This window comes from Mesoplasma syrphidae, assembly GCF_002843565.1.
Lineage (GTDB): Bacteria > Bacillota_I > Bacilli_A > Mycoplasmatales > Mycoplasmataceae > Tullyiplasma > Tullyiplasma syrphidae.
In genome coordinates this window covers 775,846-790,913 of sequence record NZ_CP025257.1, presented here as the reverse complement: position 1 = coordinate 790,913, position 15,068 = coordinate 775,846, and the positions used below count along the sequence as shown (strand labels likewise).

Below are 15,068 nucleotides of genomic sequence, written 5' to 3'. Positions count from 1 at the left end.
AACATGAACTCTGATAATTTGCAATATGATATGGTTAAATTAGAAGACAAAGACCATGAAATTTCTTTAAACCAGGAAAATGCTTATCGTCTAGCAAGCATCTATAAGGTGTTATTTGCTAGACTTTTTGATTTATTTTTGGCATCCACTCCCGGATTTGTTTTAACATTTGTTTTCAAAATTGAACCGGCGCAATGAGCATTGGCTTTGGGAATGCTTTTTGCATCATTGCTAATTATGGCAGTTTATTTTGTGCTGGTACCATTTTTGTTAAAAGGTAACACAATAGGCAAATTTTTATTTAAAATTCGACTGGTAAATTACGAACATAAAGTTTCAATGAAGGCTTTAATTAGTCGTGAGGCTTTTTTCTTGTTTATTCCCTGAGTTGTAATGCTAGTTGCTCAAATTACTGCAATTTTACTTATGGGACCTTATAACGAAGACAAGCCTATTAATAATAGCATTTTCAATTTGGCCAAAATAATTGTGAATTTGAGTTATTTATTTTATACATTATGATTATTATTTTTATGCCTTGAAATTAAATTACAAGAACAACAACGCTCTTTTGTTGACATTAAATTTGGACTTTATGTTGTAGAATCAAAACCTAAAATAGCTAAAGCAAAAAAAGAGTTTACAAGGATTCTAAAAAGAAGTGAAGAGCATATTGCTTTAAGTGATCAACCAGGAAATTTTGATGAAAATGTTCTTAAAGAAATTGCAGTTGATGAATTGTCTGAATTTAATCAATCAATTAGTCTTGACAAGAAGAATCTTTTAGAAAATTTGAAGGTTGAATCTGAAAAGAAAAAACAATTAGAAACAAGAAAGGAAAATTTCGATGAGTAACTTATTAGATGAATTAAATTTAAAGCAATTAGAAGCTGTTGTAACAACCAAACAGCCTTTAAGAATTATTGCTGGAGCAGGTTCGGGAAAAACTAAAGTAATTACAACTAAAATTGCTTACCTAATTCAAGAAGAGCATATTGCTCCCTGAAAAATATTGGCAGTTACTTTCACAAATAAGGCAGCAAGAGAAATGAAAGAGCGTGTAGAGTTATTAACAGGTAATTTGCAATCAAAGCCTTTTATATCAACGTTTCATGCATGGTGTTCAAGAATTTTGCGTGAAGAATTTAACTTAGTTGGACTGCAAAAAGGCTTTCTAATTATTGACCAGAATGATCAAAAACAGATGATTAAAAAAATTGTTAGAGAGCTAGATTTGTTTGACGAGCCTTTAATTCGTGATCTAAATAAGCAAGCTGTCAATCAAATCTCTAATTGAAAAAATAATTTTGTTTCACCAAAAGAAGTAATGGATGAAAGTTATTCTCTGCTAGAAAAAAATTTAGCAGCAGTTTATAGAATTTATGAACAAAAACTGCTAGAAAATAATTCAGTTGATTTCAATGACCTACAAATTAAAGTTCATCAACTATTTAACCAAAATCCCGAGACTGTTAATAAATGAAGGGATCGATATGATTATGTAATGGTTGATGAGTTTCAAGATACTAATGATGTTCAATTTGATTTGATCAAATTTTTGACACGTGGTAAAACAAATTTAACTGTTGTGGGTGATCCGGACCAAACAATTTATTCATGAAGAGGAGCAAGAGTCAATATTATTTTGAATTTTGAAAAAACATATAAAGATGCCAAAAGTGTAGTTTTGAATGAGAATTATCGTTCAACTCAGCAAATTTTAGATATTGCTAATGATTTTATTAATAATAATCAAAATCGCGAGAAAAAGGATATTTTTACTAACAATAGTAGTGGAAATAAAGTTCAAGTTAAGGAGTGCGCTTCGATGTATACCGAGGCTAAGTTTATTGCCAGCGAAATTAAGAATTTGGTTAAAGAAGGTTATAAGTATGGTGATGTTTATGTTTTATACCGAATGAATGCTTGATCTCGAGAAATTGAAAAAGTTTTGGATAATTCAAAAATTCCGTTTCAGCTAATTGGAGGAATCAAATTTCGCGACCGCAAAGTCATTAAAGATGCTATTTCAATGTTAAAAATGGTTGTTGTTAAAGATAACTTGTCTGCAGAGCGAGTTTTAAATTTTACTCCCAAAATTGGGAATATAACAATTCAAAGAATTTTTGAACTTAGCCGTGACAAGGCAATGAATATTTTTGATTTAATAACACATGAGAATGAATCGCTTATTAATTTAGCTACAAAAAATTTAAAAGACTTACGCTTGACACTAATTGAAGGACGACGAATTTATGAAAAAAATATATCAATTGCAGGATTAATTAAATACTTGTTGGCTGCTTCAGGATATGAAAAACGCTTGGAAATTTTAGAAGATGAAGATGCATTACAAAACATTAAGGCTTTATATGATCAATTAAGTCATTTTGATGAAAGTTTTGATCCTCTTGAATATAATGAAGAAGATCGTTTTATTGCATTTCTACAAGAAGAATCTTTAGCTAGTGAAGAAGATGATGAAACTCACCCAAATAAGGTAACACTACTAACAATTCATTCTGCAAAAGGCCTAGAAAATAAAGTTGTATTTGTTGCGGGATTAAATCGTGATGTTTTTCCTGGCAAACGTTCAATGTTTTCAACTGAAGAATTAGAAGAAGAGCGCCGTGCATTGTACGTTGCTTTGACTAGAGCACAAGAGAAGTTATATATTTCGTATATTCGCGGAGAATGATCATATATTTCCCAAGGAGAGTTATCACCGTCAAAATTTATTACTGAGCTTAACAAAGAACTTTATGAGTTTGAGAGTGGACTTTTTGCTCATGCAAATGGGACAATTACATCAACAAAGGTTGTAAAAACTGAAAAAGATTTGTGGTCTGAAAAATTTGATGAGCAGCATGAAAATGATTATGCTTCAGGTGATCTTGTTGAACACGTCATTTTTGGAGAAGGGATTGTTATTAAAATAATTGGAACTCAATTGCAAGTTGCTTTTAACAACCCTATGTATGGTGTTATGGTTATTCCAATTGGCAATAAAGCCCTTTCAAAGAAGTAGAAAAAACTTCTATTTAATTGCTTTAAGCTCGGAATATAGATATAATTTAGTTATTGTAAAATAGGAGGAAATAATATGGCACAATTTACAGCCATCATTACTGATAAAGTTGGTTTACATGCTAGACCAGCTTCAGTATTAGCAAAAGAAGCTTCAAAATATGAATCAGAAATTAAAATTATTGCTGGTGATAAATCAGGTAATTTAAAATCAATTATGAACGTTATGGCAATGGCTATTAAAAATGGAGTTGAAGTAACTATCGAAGCAGATGGAACTGATGCAGAAGCTGCAATTGCTGGAGTTAAACAAGCAATGGTTGATTCAGGATTAATTGGATAATTATAACGATTATTGACATATTAAAGAACAATCTATTTTGTAGATTGTTTTTATTTTTTTAGAAATGATAAAATAATAAGAACAATAAATATATTGAAAGGAAAGAAAGGAAAAATTATAATGTTTGAAAATCCATATCTTGATCGTTTAAAACAATATTTGACAAATGTTGATTTTAAAATTGTTGCAGAACTTGAAAAAATTGCAAATGGAGAAAACAACTCCCCGTCAAGCTTGAACAAACTTGAAAAAGCCAAAAAAAATATATTGAAGCGTATTGCTGAGGCACAAGAAAGCAGCAGTTTTTCTGTTAAGCAGGAAATAGCTAATTTTGAAGAAAAACTGGGAATTTCTTTTGAAGAAATCACTTTAGTTGAAGGCACAAATAAAAAAGTTGCAATTCCTCAAAATAAAATTTCTGAAGCAGATTTGTCTAACGAGATTTATAATTTAAGTCAGAGCATTAATGCGGTTAAAAATCAAATTAAAACTTCAAAAGAATTTGAGAAAGACGCTGATGAGGCAATCGCAGTTTTACGTGTATTAGAAAATCAAACATTAATTAATGAAATTAAAAATGTCATTAATAGTAAGCGTTATAATGCTATGTTTTCTGTATTTATGATTTACAATAAGTTTTACAATTCCTACAAAGTTATGCGCTCAGAGGAATCTACAAAAACAGCAAGTAATATAAAGTATACAATGAACTTGATTTTATCAGATTTGGAAACACGAGGTTATAAAACTGAATCAGTTTATGATGGGCCGTTGGCAATTTATGCACCAACATTATCGATTAAAGATCGTGGGCTAATTTTAAATGATCAGGTAAAAGGATTTGTAGTTCGTACAAAACCAACACAAGAAGTTCAGATATTGGCAAGCATCAACGACAAATTTATAATTATGACAACAAAAACTTTTGTTGATTTTAAAAGTGAAAATTGAAGTAAACAAAACTAAAGAATATAAAGGCATTCTTTGCTGTTTTTAGAAAGGAAAATATGGACTCAACAATTTCAAGTACAAAAGTGAATTTTTGAAACAAAGTTCAATTACCAGAAACAAATGTTGATCGTCAGTATGGGTTCTTATTTAAAATTTATAATCCAAAAACAGATGGCATTATTTTTATAGTAACTATTTTGCTAATTCCGTTTATTTCTTTATTCATTTTTCGCTTTGCTTTTGGAATGAATCCAGCGGTTAAAGATGTCAATGCATGGTTGCCAATGGCAAATCAAGGAGTCGTAATCTTGTCAGCCCTTATCGGTGGTTATGTTTTATATAATCGTAATACCAAATTATTTGTTAAGACGGGTTTGTTGACATTTTATACCTTCTTATTAATTCCCTTTATTGTAGCAATGATTGGTATGATGATAATTTCGGTTATTCCAACATTTGTTAATGTTAATGAAGAAGGGACGAGCCAATTAAATAACTGGGGAACCTTGCTTGTTACTTGATTTCAAATCATTGGAGAGTTAGTAGTGATCTGAATAGCTTTCAAATCTACAACTGATTTAAAAAGTCGTGTTTTAGAAACTTTTAAAAAAAACTGGAGGCTGCTATCAATTACAGTTGCAATTGGAATATTAATAATGGTGGGTATTTGTATTTTTGGTTATGCAGCATTTGCCAGTCAAATCGGATTGGAAGAGTCTGAAAATCAAAATACAATAACAGGACCGTTAAAAGATGCAAATTCAACCTTTAAGGGAATTTATATTTTTACTTTAATTATCTTTACGGTCTTGGCAGCACCAATTGCTGAAGAACTTGCCTGCCGTCATGCAATTTTTGTCGGAGTGGGTAATCGAGGAATTGCTATTTTCATTAGTGCATTTTATTTTGGAATAATGCATGTATCAAATGGCGATATAGAAAATTTACTTAATTATTTAATTGCGGGATTTATTTTAGCAATAACTTTTAGCATTTCAAGAGGAAATGTTACTTACACCTGATTAGTGCATATGGGGTATAACTTTACTGCATTAATGCTGATTGTGGCCAAATAGGAGAAAAAAATGACAAAATTTACAGTAAATAAAAATGACAGTCAGCAAACGCTATTTAAGTTTGTTAAAAAAAGTTATTCAACAACACCATTATCAGTTATTTATAAGTGATTTCGTAAAGGCGATGTTAAACTTAATGGAAAGCGAATCAAAGATCAAAAATATTTAATTCATGAAAACGATATTATTGAAGTTTATGATACTAATAAACCAGCGGTTCGTGATGAATTTAAGTATGTTGAATGACAGGGAATGATGGTTGCATATGAGGATGAAAATATCATCATTATCAATAAGGAAGCAAATATTGAAATGCATTCCCCAATTAATGTCTCATTAGACGATATGGTTAAATCGTATTTGTATGATCATGAAGAGTATGACCCTGAGCAAGAAAATTCATTTGTTGTATCTCATGTACATCGTTTAGATAAATTAACTTCAGGATTAGTGATGTATGCTAAAAATAAAGTTGCCTTAGATATTTTATTAACAGCAGTACAAAATAAAAATGACATTGAAAAATATTATATTGCCAAAGTATCAAATCACTTTAAAAAAAGTTTTACTGCAAAGGGGTGAATCTGATATGACCAAGATCAACAAATTTCAATCTTCTCTGAAGAAGAGAAGCCTGGTTACAAATATTGTGAAACAAAATTTGAAGTTGTTTTAGAGCAGGATGAATTTAATGTCATTGAAGCTCAACTATTAACTGGTAGAAAACACCAAATTAGAGCGACATTAGCTTATTATGGTTATCCAATCGTTAACGATTATAGATATAAGGGAATTAAAATTAACAGTGAGCGCATGATTTTTTTATCAGCATCAAAATTAGTGTTTAAAAAATTGCCAGAGCCTTTGGCATATTTAAATGAAGAGATTATTGAACTGAACTTATTTTTAGAAGAATAGTTTGCTTTAAAATAAATTATTGGACAAGGAGGGGATAAAATGCGTACATATGCAAAAAATGGAGTCTTTAGTGCTCTTGTGGGTGTTTTAATCTCACTTACTAATACTGTCATCCAGTTTTTAATGATTTATTGAATTTTGAATGCCTATGGAACTGAGTTCAACGGATTTATCAAAATTACCACAGCATTAGCAGTTCTAGGTGGAACAGCTGAAGGAGCAATGGGAATTTCGACAGTAATCTTATTGATGAAGCCAATTGCTAATCATGATTATATTGCGGCTAACGAAATATATTCAACTGCCAAACAAAAGTATCATAATAACGTTACAAGAGGAATTATTATTATCGGATTAATTTCAATTTTATATCCTCTAGAAGTTGTCATATTTCCATATATTGTTAATGGGCAGAAAATTCCGCCATTTTCAGAGTGAGGAATTCAAGCAGGAACCAATACTGATGGAACTGTTAATTTTATTCAGTTTTGACATATGTCATTGATTATTTTAATCTTTGGTTTTAAGCAAGTTGTTACCATGGGATTTTTTGGTGTTTATGAAAATATTTTACAAGCTGACCAAAAAAATGGAGTTCGTCGGATCATTATCTTGTTTGCCGATGTTGTCGTTTATGGAAGTTTGTTTGCATTATTAAATGTCTCAATCACAAGGACCGAAAATATTTCACCAATAATTCCGTTTTTATTTTTGCTAGCTTATCCTTTTATAAGAGGATGAATGATTAAAATATATATTAAACGATACTATAGTTGGCTTAAGTTTTATGGAGACATGAATAACTTTAAACTAAAGCGTAGAGCTGCCAAGTTATTTTGAGCTAATTTAGGACAAAATATTATGATTAATGCCGATATAGTAATTTTGCTTGTCGTTTTAGGAACTTCAGGACTTAGAATTACTTCTATGCTTTCATTATATATGGTTATTGGAGTCAATCTAAGATTGGTTATGACTAATTTAATTACTTCATTTAGGGAATATTTCTTGGCTGTAACAATTAAAGAAGGCCGCTTATCGTGAGATGCTTATTCTAAGTATGAACTGTACACATTTGTTATTGCAGCTTTGACCTTTATTTTAATGGGTTCATTGTCACCATATTTAGTGACTGGATTATATGGAGAATTGGTTTTAAAAGATATTAATTTGGCAACTGAGCAAGTAGGTAAAACCTTAACAAATGAAGCATTATCAAATCAGCTGTCAGCTTTCAAATTTATTTTTACAACTCCATGGTTTTCATTACTTTATGCTGGAACAGTTGCTGCTACTTTGCTATATCAAGGACAAATGACCTTGATTCAAGCTAAAGGAGTTAACTCTGAAGTATCTAAGGCGTCAAATATTATTGCTGGAGTATACATATCAGTTGTCGCGCTTTCAACGGGATTAGTTTCCGTTGTCAGTGGACATATCAGTGGACAATCAATTAACATTGTACTTATTTTGTTTTATTCAATTAAAACCTTGTTTTTGGTAGTTGGATATTTATATCTATGGCTATTTACATTTAGACGAGTTACTTATAATTCATCACTTAGAAACATTATTCCCAATTTTATTGCACTAATTATTCCAATTTTTGTGTCAGTTATTGTAATTATTTTCTTACAGTGAAAAACAGTACCACTAGGAGTAGTTCTTAATACTCAAAACGGTCTTTATGAATTAACGACTAAAGTTACTCTTCCAATAATTGCTTCAGTCTCAGTTATTTCATCTATTGTTGGATTTGTTACAACAATGATTGTGCCGCTGATCATTCGTCCAAAAGTGGCGATTAGTATTGTTTTAAATTTGCCAATTATTAAGCAAATTGCTGAAAAACAAAAAGAGGAATCAAAAGTTAAATTATTGGCTAATGAAAATATCAATATTTCAGCAATTGAGGATCAAAAAGAAATTATCCTTCGTGCTATTAATGGATTTTCTGTGAAAGAAAAAGAATTAGATGAAGAAGATTTCATGAAAAAATATAAGTTTAAGGAAAAGCCAAAAGTTTATAAAATTAAAGGCTCAAAAGCTAAATAAAACACAAAGTGTTTTATTTTTTTATTCAAAAGACATTTATAAAAAAGATATAATTATTAAAATGTAGAGGAGGCAATTTATGAATATTAATGAAGCCAAAATAAAGGTTGCAGCTTTGAAGTCAAAAATTGATCAATGGGCAAAAGAATATTATATTCATGATATGCCATCTGTAGACGATACTGAATATGATTTAGCAATGAAACAACTGAAAGACCTTGAACAGCAGTTTCCAAAATTGGTCACTAGTGATTCGCCAACTCAAAAAGTAGGAGGAACTGTTTCAGACAAATTTGAGAAGTATGTTCACAAAAAACCGATGCTTTCTTTAGCTGATATTTTCAGTTGGGAAGAATTTGAAAAGTTTAACAAACAAGTAGCTAAGGAAACTGGAACTGTTGATAATGAATATTATGCTGAATTAAAAATTGACGGATTATCGGTTTCTTTAAATTATGAAAAGGGAATTTTGCAAAACGCAGTTACTCGTGGAGATGGCAAAGTTGGAGAAAACGTTACTACAAATGTTAAAACAATTAAGTCAATTCCACTATCAATTACTGATAAATCGACAATTGAAATTCGCGGCGAAATTTTCTTATCCAAAAAAGAGTTTACAAAGCTCAATGATGAAAGAATTCTCAAAGGAGAACAATTATTTGCCAATCCCCGAAATGCAGCAGCAGGCACTTTACGTCAATTAGACTCAAGTATTGTTGCAAAAAGAAATTTGGATGCCTTTTTATATTATTATCTGAATGATAAAGATAGCCAAACAAATACCCAAGCAAAAGCTTTAGCAAAAATTGACAGTTTGGGAGTTAAGACTAATAAAGAAGGAAGATTGTGCAAAACTTTAGAAGAGGTTAAAGCGTATATTGAAGAATACACTTTAAAGCGCTCTCAACTTGATTATGAAATTGATGGAATTGTATTTAAAATAAATAACTTCAATTTGCATGAACAAATTGGGTATACTGCTAAAACTCCAAAATGAGCGGTGGCTTATAAATTTCCAGCAGAAGTTAAGGAAACAAAATTGTTGGACATTTTTCCAACAGTTGGAAGAACAGGAAAAATTACCTATAATGCAAAATTAGAGCCAGTTCAAATTGCAGGGACAACTGTTTCAGCAGCAACTTTAAATAATGCTGAGCAAATTAAAACAAAGGCTTTAAAAGTTGGGGCGATTGTTAAAATCAAAAAAGCAGGAGATATAATTCCAGAAGTTTTGAGTGTAGTTAAAAATAGAGAATATGAAATTTTAAAACAGTGAGTTCCAGCAAAGATTTGCCCAGCTTGTGAAAATTTGTTAGAAAAATCATTGGGCGAAGTTGATCAATTTTGCGTCAACTTTTCATGCCCGGCTCAAATTGTACGTTCGTTAGAACATTATGCTTCAAGACCAGCTGCTGACATTGTTGGTCTTGGTGGTCGAACAATTGAGAAGTTGTATGAAGAAAAAATTATTACAAATATTGCTGACATTTATAAAATTGCTGATCATGAAGAGAAAATTGTCAGCTTTGAAAAATTTGGTCAAAAAAGCTATCAGAATTTGATTGAATCAATTATTCAATCAAAAACGAATTCCTTAGACAAAACTCTATTTGGTTTGGGAATTCGTCATGTTGGATCAAAGACTGCAAAAATTTTGTCAGAACGTTTTATGACAATTGACAATTTAGCTGCAGCTAAATATGAAGATTTAAATGCGATTGAATCAATTGGAGAAGTTTTGGCGCAATCAATTGTTGACTGATTTAAAATTGAAGCTAATCAAAGTATAATTATGAAGCTAAAAGAAGTTGGTGTTAATTTAATTTATAACGGCCCTCAAGTTAATTTTAATTCGCCAATCGTGAAAAAAACTTTTGTGATTACAGGAACCTTATCAGAACCGCGTGAATATTTTAAAGAGCTTGTAGAGCAAAATGGTGGTAAAGTTGTAGGAAGCGTTTCTAAAAAAACTGATTACTTGTTGGCTGGAGTAGATGCCGGTTCAAAATTGAGTAAGGCTCAGGAATTAAATGTTATGGTTATAAATGAAGAAATGCTTCATAACTTATTAAAAGGAGAAAAAAATGGATAAACAAATCAATTATAAAACAGTTTTGGAGTTAGCTGAAGATATTATGCTGGAATTGTCAGAAGCAGAAATTCAAGTAATTTTAGCAACTGATAAATCTCTTAAAACTAAGTTTGAGAAAGTTACAAGTGTTAATACTGACAATGTAGAACCGTTATTTTATCCATTTGATAAAAATCACGATTTCTTAAGAGAAGATGATGAACCATATAATGTTGATCAAGCAGCAGTTTTGGCAAATGCTCCCTCAGCTGATGGAGAATATATTACAATTGTAAAGGTGGTTAAATAATGATGAATTATAAAAAAATGACAATTAGTGAGATTCATGAGGCCTTGAAAAACAAAACTTTATCAGTAACAGAATTAACTACACAAGTATTTAATAATTTAGAGAAAGATTGAGAATCAAATGCTGTTTTAACATTAGCTAAAGCTGAATCTTTGGAAATGGCCAAAAAATTGGACCAAAATTTTGAAGATGACAATTTGTTATACGGAGTTCCTTATTTGGCAAAAGATAATTTTTCAACAAAAGGGATTCGAACAACTTCATCATCAAAAATTCTGGATAAATATCGACCAGTTTTTGATGCAACCGTTATAGAAAAACTTAATAAAGTAAGTACAGTGATGGTCGGAAAAACGGCGCTTGATGAATTGGGAATGGGTGGAACTGGATTACATTCTGCCTATGGGAAAATTTTTAATCCCCGTGATTCAAAGCGTTTAGTTGGTGGTTCTTCATCTGGATCTGCATATGTTGTGGCAAAAGGGTATGTCCCTTTTGCAACCGGAACAGATACTGGAGATTCAATTCGTAAGCCGGCATCTTATAATGCAGTTGTGGGATTTAAGCCAACATACGGAGCAATTTCTCGTTATGGAGTTTTACCATATGCACCAAGTTTAGATACTGTAGGATTTTTTACTCGCAATGTTGATGATATGGCAATATTGGCAGAGGCTAGTTTTGGATATGACAAAAAAGACTTTACCTCGATTGATGTTAATTATCAAAATTTCCTCAAAAATATTGATAACCTACCATCAACTACTAAATTTGGTTTTATTAAAGAAGTTCATCAAGCTTTAGATGATAATATGCAAAAAGAATACAATCAGTTTTATGAAAAACTAAAACAGCAAGGTTATGAGGTTCAAGAAATTAGTTTTCGTGAAGACTTATTGGAGGCACTAGCACCAGTCTATATGATGATTTCATTTAGTGAGGCAGTTTCAACAAATGCCAACTTGGATGGGATTAATTTTGGAGCCCGCGAAGTAGGGAAAGATTTTAATGAAATTATGACAAGAACCCGTTCTAAAAATTTTGGAGAAGTTGTTAAACGTCGTTTCATTATTGGAGCACTAAATTTACGTCGACAAAATCAAATTGAGTTTTTGTTAAAAGCCAAACAAGTTCGTCGCTTAATTGTTGAAGAAATTTCAAATATTTTTGCCAAACTAGATATTCTAATTATTCCTCCTGCTCCAGGACCTGCCCCATTAATTGAAGCAGCTCAAGAGTTTGACCAACATAATAGTCCAATCAAAGAATATTTAGACGATATTTTAATTGTTGCCAATTTTGCAGGATTGCCTTCAATTACAATTCCGTTTATTGAAATAGAGGGAATGCCAGTGGGAATTAATTTAACTGCTCAAGTTGCAGAAGATTTAAAAGTTTTGCAAGCTGCTAAAACATGTGAAACTATTATTGGGAGAAAAAATGAGGTGGTTGAGTAATGGTTAATTTTGAAATTATTATTGGAATCGAAAATCACGTTGAATTGAAAACTCAAACAAAAATGTTTTCTGCAGCTCAAGTTAGCTATGGAGCAGTTCCAAACTCAATGGTTAACGAAGTTTGCTTAGGATATCCGGGAGCAATGCCAACTCTTAATAAAAAGGGAGTTGAATTAGCAATTTTAGCAGTTAATGCTTTAAACATGGAGCTTGATACGCTATTAAAATTTGATCGTAAGAACTATTTCTACCCAGATTTAGCAAAAGGCTTTCAAATTACACAGCAGTTTAATCCAATTGGTAAAAACGGTTCTTTAGATATTAGTCTTTCAGATCAAACAACAAAAGTTATTGATATTGAAAGACTGCATATGGAAGAAGACACGGCGAAGCAAATTCATAAAGACAATTTAACATACATTGACTATAATCGTAGTGGGATTGGGTTAATTGAAATTGTCACTCGTCCAGTTATGCGCAGTGCTGATGAAGCTGTTGCTTATGTCGAAAAATTACGTGAGATTTTGCTATTTTTGGGAGTATCAGATGTCAAAATGAATGAGGGTTCTTTAAGAACAGATTTGAATATTTCCTTACGTCCATTTGGAGCAACAACTTATTCTAATAAAGTTGAAGTCAAAAACTTGAATTCAATTTCAAACATGCGTAAGGCTATTGAATTTGAAGTAAAGCGTCAAACAAAAATTTTGCTAAAAAATAAAATTGTTGAACAAGAAACTCGTCGCTTTGATGATACCACTCAAGAAACAGTTAGCATGCGCTCTAAATCTGATGCTTTGGATTATAAATATTTCCGCGAACCAAACATTGCTCCAATTCAATTAAATGAAAGCTGAGTTGCAGATATTATCGCCAAGTCACCAGAATTGCCTGATCAAAAACGTGTCAGATACACTAGTCAATATGGATTAACAATTGAAGATGTGGACATTATTTTATCTAGCTTGGAAATGACAATGTTTTTTGAAGAAGCACTGAAATTAACAACGGCTGCTAATAAAATTGCTAATTTTTTAATTAGTGATGTTCAGTCAGAGTTAAATAGAGAAAATAAAGCCATCGATGAAATTGCACTAACTCCAGCTAATTTAGCTGAAATGATAAATTTAGTTGAACAAGGAATCATATCTTCTAAGCACACTAAAACGATTTTGCCATTAATTTTAAATAATTCAATTGAAACTCCAAAGCAAATTGTGGATCGCTTAAATTTAAAATTGATTTCAGATGAAATAGCGATTGCAAAAATGTTGAAACCAATTATTGCAAGTAACAGCGAATTAATTGCTCAATATAATGAACGTCCTGAACGTGTAACAAAGACAATTATGGGTCAGTTAATGAAGGTTTCACAAGGGAATGTTAATCCAGACGTTGCAATGAAAATCATAATTGGGTTGGTGAAACATAACTAAATATTATGGTTGTTTTTTGGTAATGAAAAAATAAAATAAATTTGAGCTTTTAGATAGGCCCACTAAAGTAAAAATTTAGTCTAAAAGAAATCGCGAATGTTCGTTTACTCATTTCTGACTAGCAATAATAATTAAATTTATTAAGTCGCGGTTGCCAATATTATTTTTTTATAATACTTATTAGTTTTCTTTTTCTTGTTGAAAGTTGATTATTGTCCCACACAATATTTTTGACTATTAATATATTCAACTAATCGGTATATTTTTACTTACTGTAAAGTTCATGCTTAGGACTTAATAAATTTATTCATATAAGCTGTTATGGAGTATTTTTGAATTCTTTACTAGAATTTGAGAATACTTGGTAAATTGCTCATTTATTACCAAAATCCATTTAAATATTTTAATAAAAACTCCCAAAAAGATTGGGAGTTTTTTGAATTATTGAGTTAATTATTTTCAAAATCAATGTTTATTAAGTATTAGACTTTGTTTTATTGCGACGTGTTTTTGGTGCTGAATTTGTCATACCTTGAGTTGCATCTTCTTCAAACACTAAATTGTCAAATAAATTCTCATCAACGTTAGAGTTTTCACCATTATTCAGTTCATCAAAATCAAATAAAGTTGGAATAACATCTTCTTCGCTTTCTTTATTAGACTGAATTTTTTCGGCTAAGCCATTAATCACAGTAATTTTAGCAAAAACAACAACATCATCTTGTTCTTTTAATTCAGTGTAGTCATCAGGAAGCAGTGTCTTTCCTTTACGACGAATTTGAATAATATTAAAGTCTTTTGTTGATGATAATCCTGCATCTTGCAAAGTCTTACCAATAATGTCGGGATTAGCAACAGTTAAAGTTGTTGAAATAAACTCATCATCAATTGAATGTAAATCAATATCAATGTCAATATCAAAAACAGCACGAGTTCCAATCATTTTTCCAGCCAAACGATCTGGAATAATAATTTGATTCTCACTTAAACCTAAGGCCAATAAAATTCGTCTATGTTTTTCATCACGAGCTTTTGCAATAATGTTATGACAGTCCAAATCAATCAAATTTAAAACTGTCATAATTGATGCTTCGATATTTGAACCTAATCCGACGATCACTCCATCATAAGAGTTGACTCCCGCTTTTGCTAAACCCATTTTGTTAGTTGAATCTAAAACAATTGCATCAACAGAATCAAATTCAGCCAAATACAAATTCAAACGATCTTGATCAATATCAAACATTGTAATTGATTGGCGTTTATCAACAAGAGTTGTTAAGACTGCTAAACTAAAATTTGATGCTCCAATAATCGCGAAACTTTTCTTTTTTGCCATAAAATATAAACCTCTTTTGCACTTTAATTATACATAATATAGTGTAAATTATAGTCCAATAACTAAGTATAAGATATAATATAAA

The 15,068-nt window shown here is 30.9% G+C and carries 12 protein-coding genes; 11 read left to right on the top strand and 1 reads right to left on the bottom strand.

Going from position 1 to position 15,068, the window contains the following annotated elements; translation table 4 throughout:
* Positions 1 to 3: 3 nt before the first annotated feature.
* From CXP39_RS03410 to gatB, 11 genes are all read left to right on the top strand, one after another.
* Positions 4 to 855: an RDD family protein gene (locus CXP39_RS03410; RefSeq protein WP_027048203.1), complete on the top strand. Its 852-nt coding sequence runs from the start codon at positions 4 to 6 to the stop codon at positions 853 to 855.
* The gene (locus CXP39_RS03405; protein ID WP_027048202.1) at positions 842 to 3,028 is read left to right on the top strand and encodes an ATP-dependent helicase; all 2,187 of its coding nucleotides are present in this window, start codon (positions 842 to 844) and stop codon (positions 3,026 to 3,028) included. The genes CXP39_RS03410 and CXP39_RS03405 overlap by 14 nt, the downstream gene beginning before the upstream one ends.
* A gap of 75 nt (positions 3,029 to 3,103) precedes the next feature.
* The gene (locus tag CXP39_RS03400; RefSeq protein WP_027048201.1) at positions 3,104 to 3,370 is read left to right on the top strand and encodes an HPr family phosphocarrier protein; all 267 of its coding nucleotides are present in this window, start codon (positions 3,104 to 3,106) and stop codon (positions 3,368 to 3,370) included.
* A gap of 120 nt (positions 3,371 to 3,490) precedes the next feature.
* Positions 3,491 to 4,336 carry a phosphoenolpyruvate-utilizing N-terminal domain-containing protein gene (locus CXP39_RS03395; protein ID WP_027048200.1) on the top strand — a complete coding sequence of 282 codons (846 nt, stop codon included), beginning with the start codon at positions 3,491 to 3,493 and terminating at the stop codon, positions 4,334 to 4,336.
* 41 nt (positions 4,337 to 4,377) lie between these two features.
* Positions 4,378 to 5,397 carry a CPBP family intramembrane glutamic endopeptidase gene (locus tag CXP39_RS03390; protein ID WP_027048199.1) on the top strand — a complete coding sequence of 340 codons (1,020 nt, stop codon included), beginning with the start codon at positions 4,378 to 4,380 and terminating at the stop codon, positions 5,395 to 5,397.
* Positions 5,398 to 5,406: 9 nt separating this feature from the next.
* Positions 5,407 to 6,315 (top strand): RluA family pseudouridine synthase, encoded by a 909-nt coding sequence (locus CXP39_RS03385; protein WP_027048198.1) that lies wholly within the window; start codon positions 5,407 to 5,409, stop codon positions 6,313 to 6,315.
* 39 nt (positions 6,316 to 6,354) lie between these two features.
* Positions 6,355 to 8,370: a hypothetical protein gene (locus CXP39_RS03380; protein ID WP_036256360.1), complete on the top strand. Its 2,016-nt coding sequence runs from the start codon at positions 6,355 to 6,357 to the stop codon at positions 8,368 to 8,370.
* A gap of 79 nt (positions 8,371 to 8,449) precedes the next feature.
* Positions 8,450 to 10,462 carry an NAD-dependent DNA ligase LigA gene (gene ligA, locus CXP39_RS03375; RefSeq protein WP_027048196.1) on the top strand — a complete coding sequence of 671 codons (2,013 nt, stop codon included), beginning with the start codon at positions 8,450 to 8,452 and terminating at the stop codon, positions 10,460 to 10,462.
* Positions 10,455 to 10,751 carry an Asp-tRNA(Asn)/Glu-tRNA(Gln) amidotransferase subunit GatC gene (locus CXP39_RS03370; protein WP_027048195.1) on the top strand — a complete coding sequence of 99 codons (297 nt, stop codon included), beginning with the start codon at positions 10,455 to 10,457 and terminating at the stop codon, positions 10,749 to 10,751. Before ligA ends, CXP39_RS03370 begins: the two co-directional genes overlap by 8 nt.
* Entirely contained in the window at positions 10,751 to 12,208 is a 1,458-nt protein-coding gene (gene gatA / locus CXP39_RS03365; RefSeq protein ID WP_027048194.1) for an Asp-tRNA(Asn)/Glu-tRNA(Gln) amidotransferase subunit GatA, read from the top strand. Before CXP39_RS03370 ends, gatA begins: the two co-directional genes overlap by 1 nt.
* On the top strand, positions 12,208 to 13,644 hold the full coding sequence (gene gatB, locus CXP39_RS03360) for an Asp-tRNA(Asn)/Glu-tRNA(Gln) amidotransferase subunit GatB (RefSeq protein ID WP_027048193.1): 1,437 nt from the start codon (positions 12,208 to 12,210) through the stop codon (positions 13,642 to 13,644). Before gatA ends, gatB begins: the two co-directional genes overlap by 1 nt.
* Positions 13,645 to 14,119: 475 nt before the next feature.
* Here gatB and CXP39_RS03355 read toward each other — a convergent pair whose 3' ends face one another.
* Positions 14,120 to 14,983, bottom strand: a complete 864-nt coding sequence (locus CXP39_RS03355) for a potassium channel family protein (protein WP_051591869.1) — start codon at positions 14,981 to 14,983, stop codon at positions 14,120 to 14,122.
* Positions 14,984 to 15,068 lie beyond the last annotated feature (85 nt).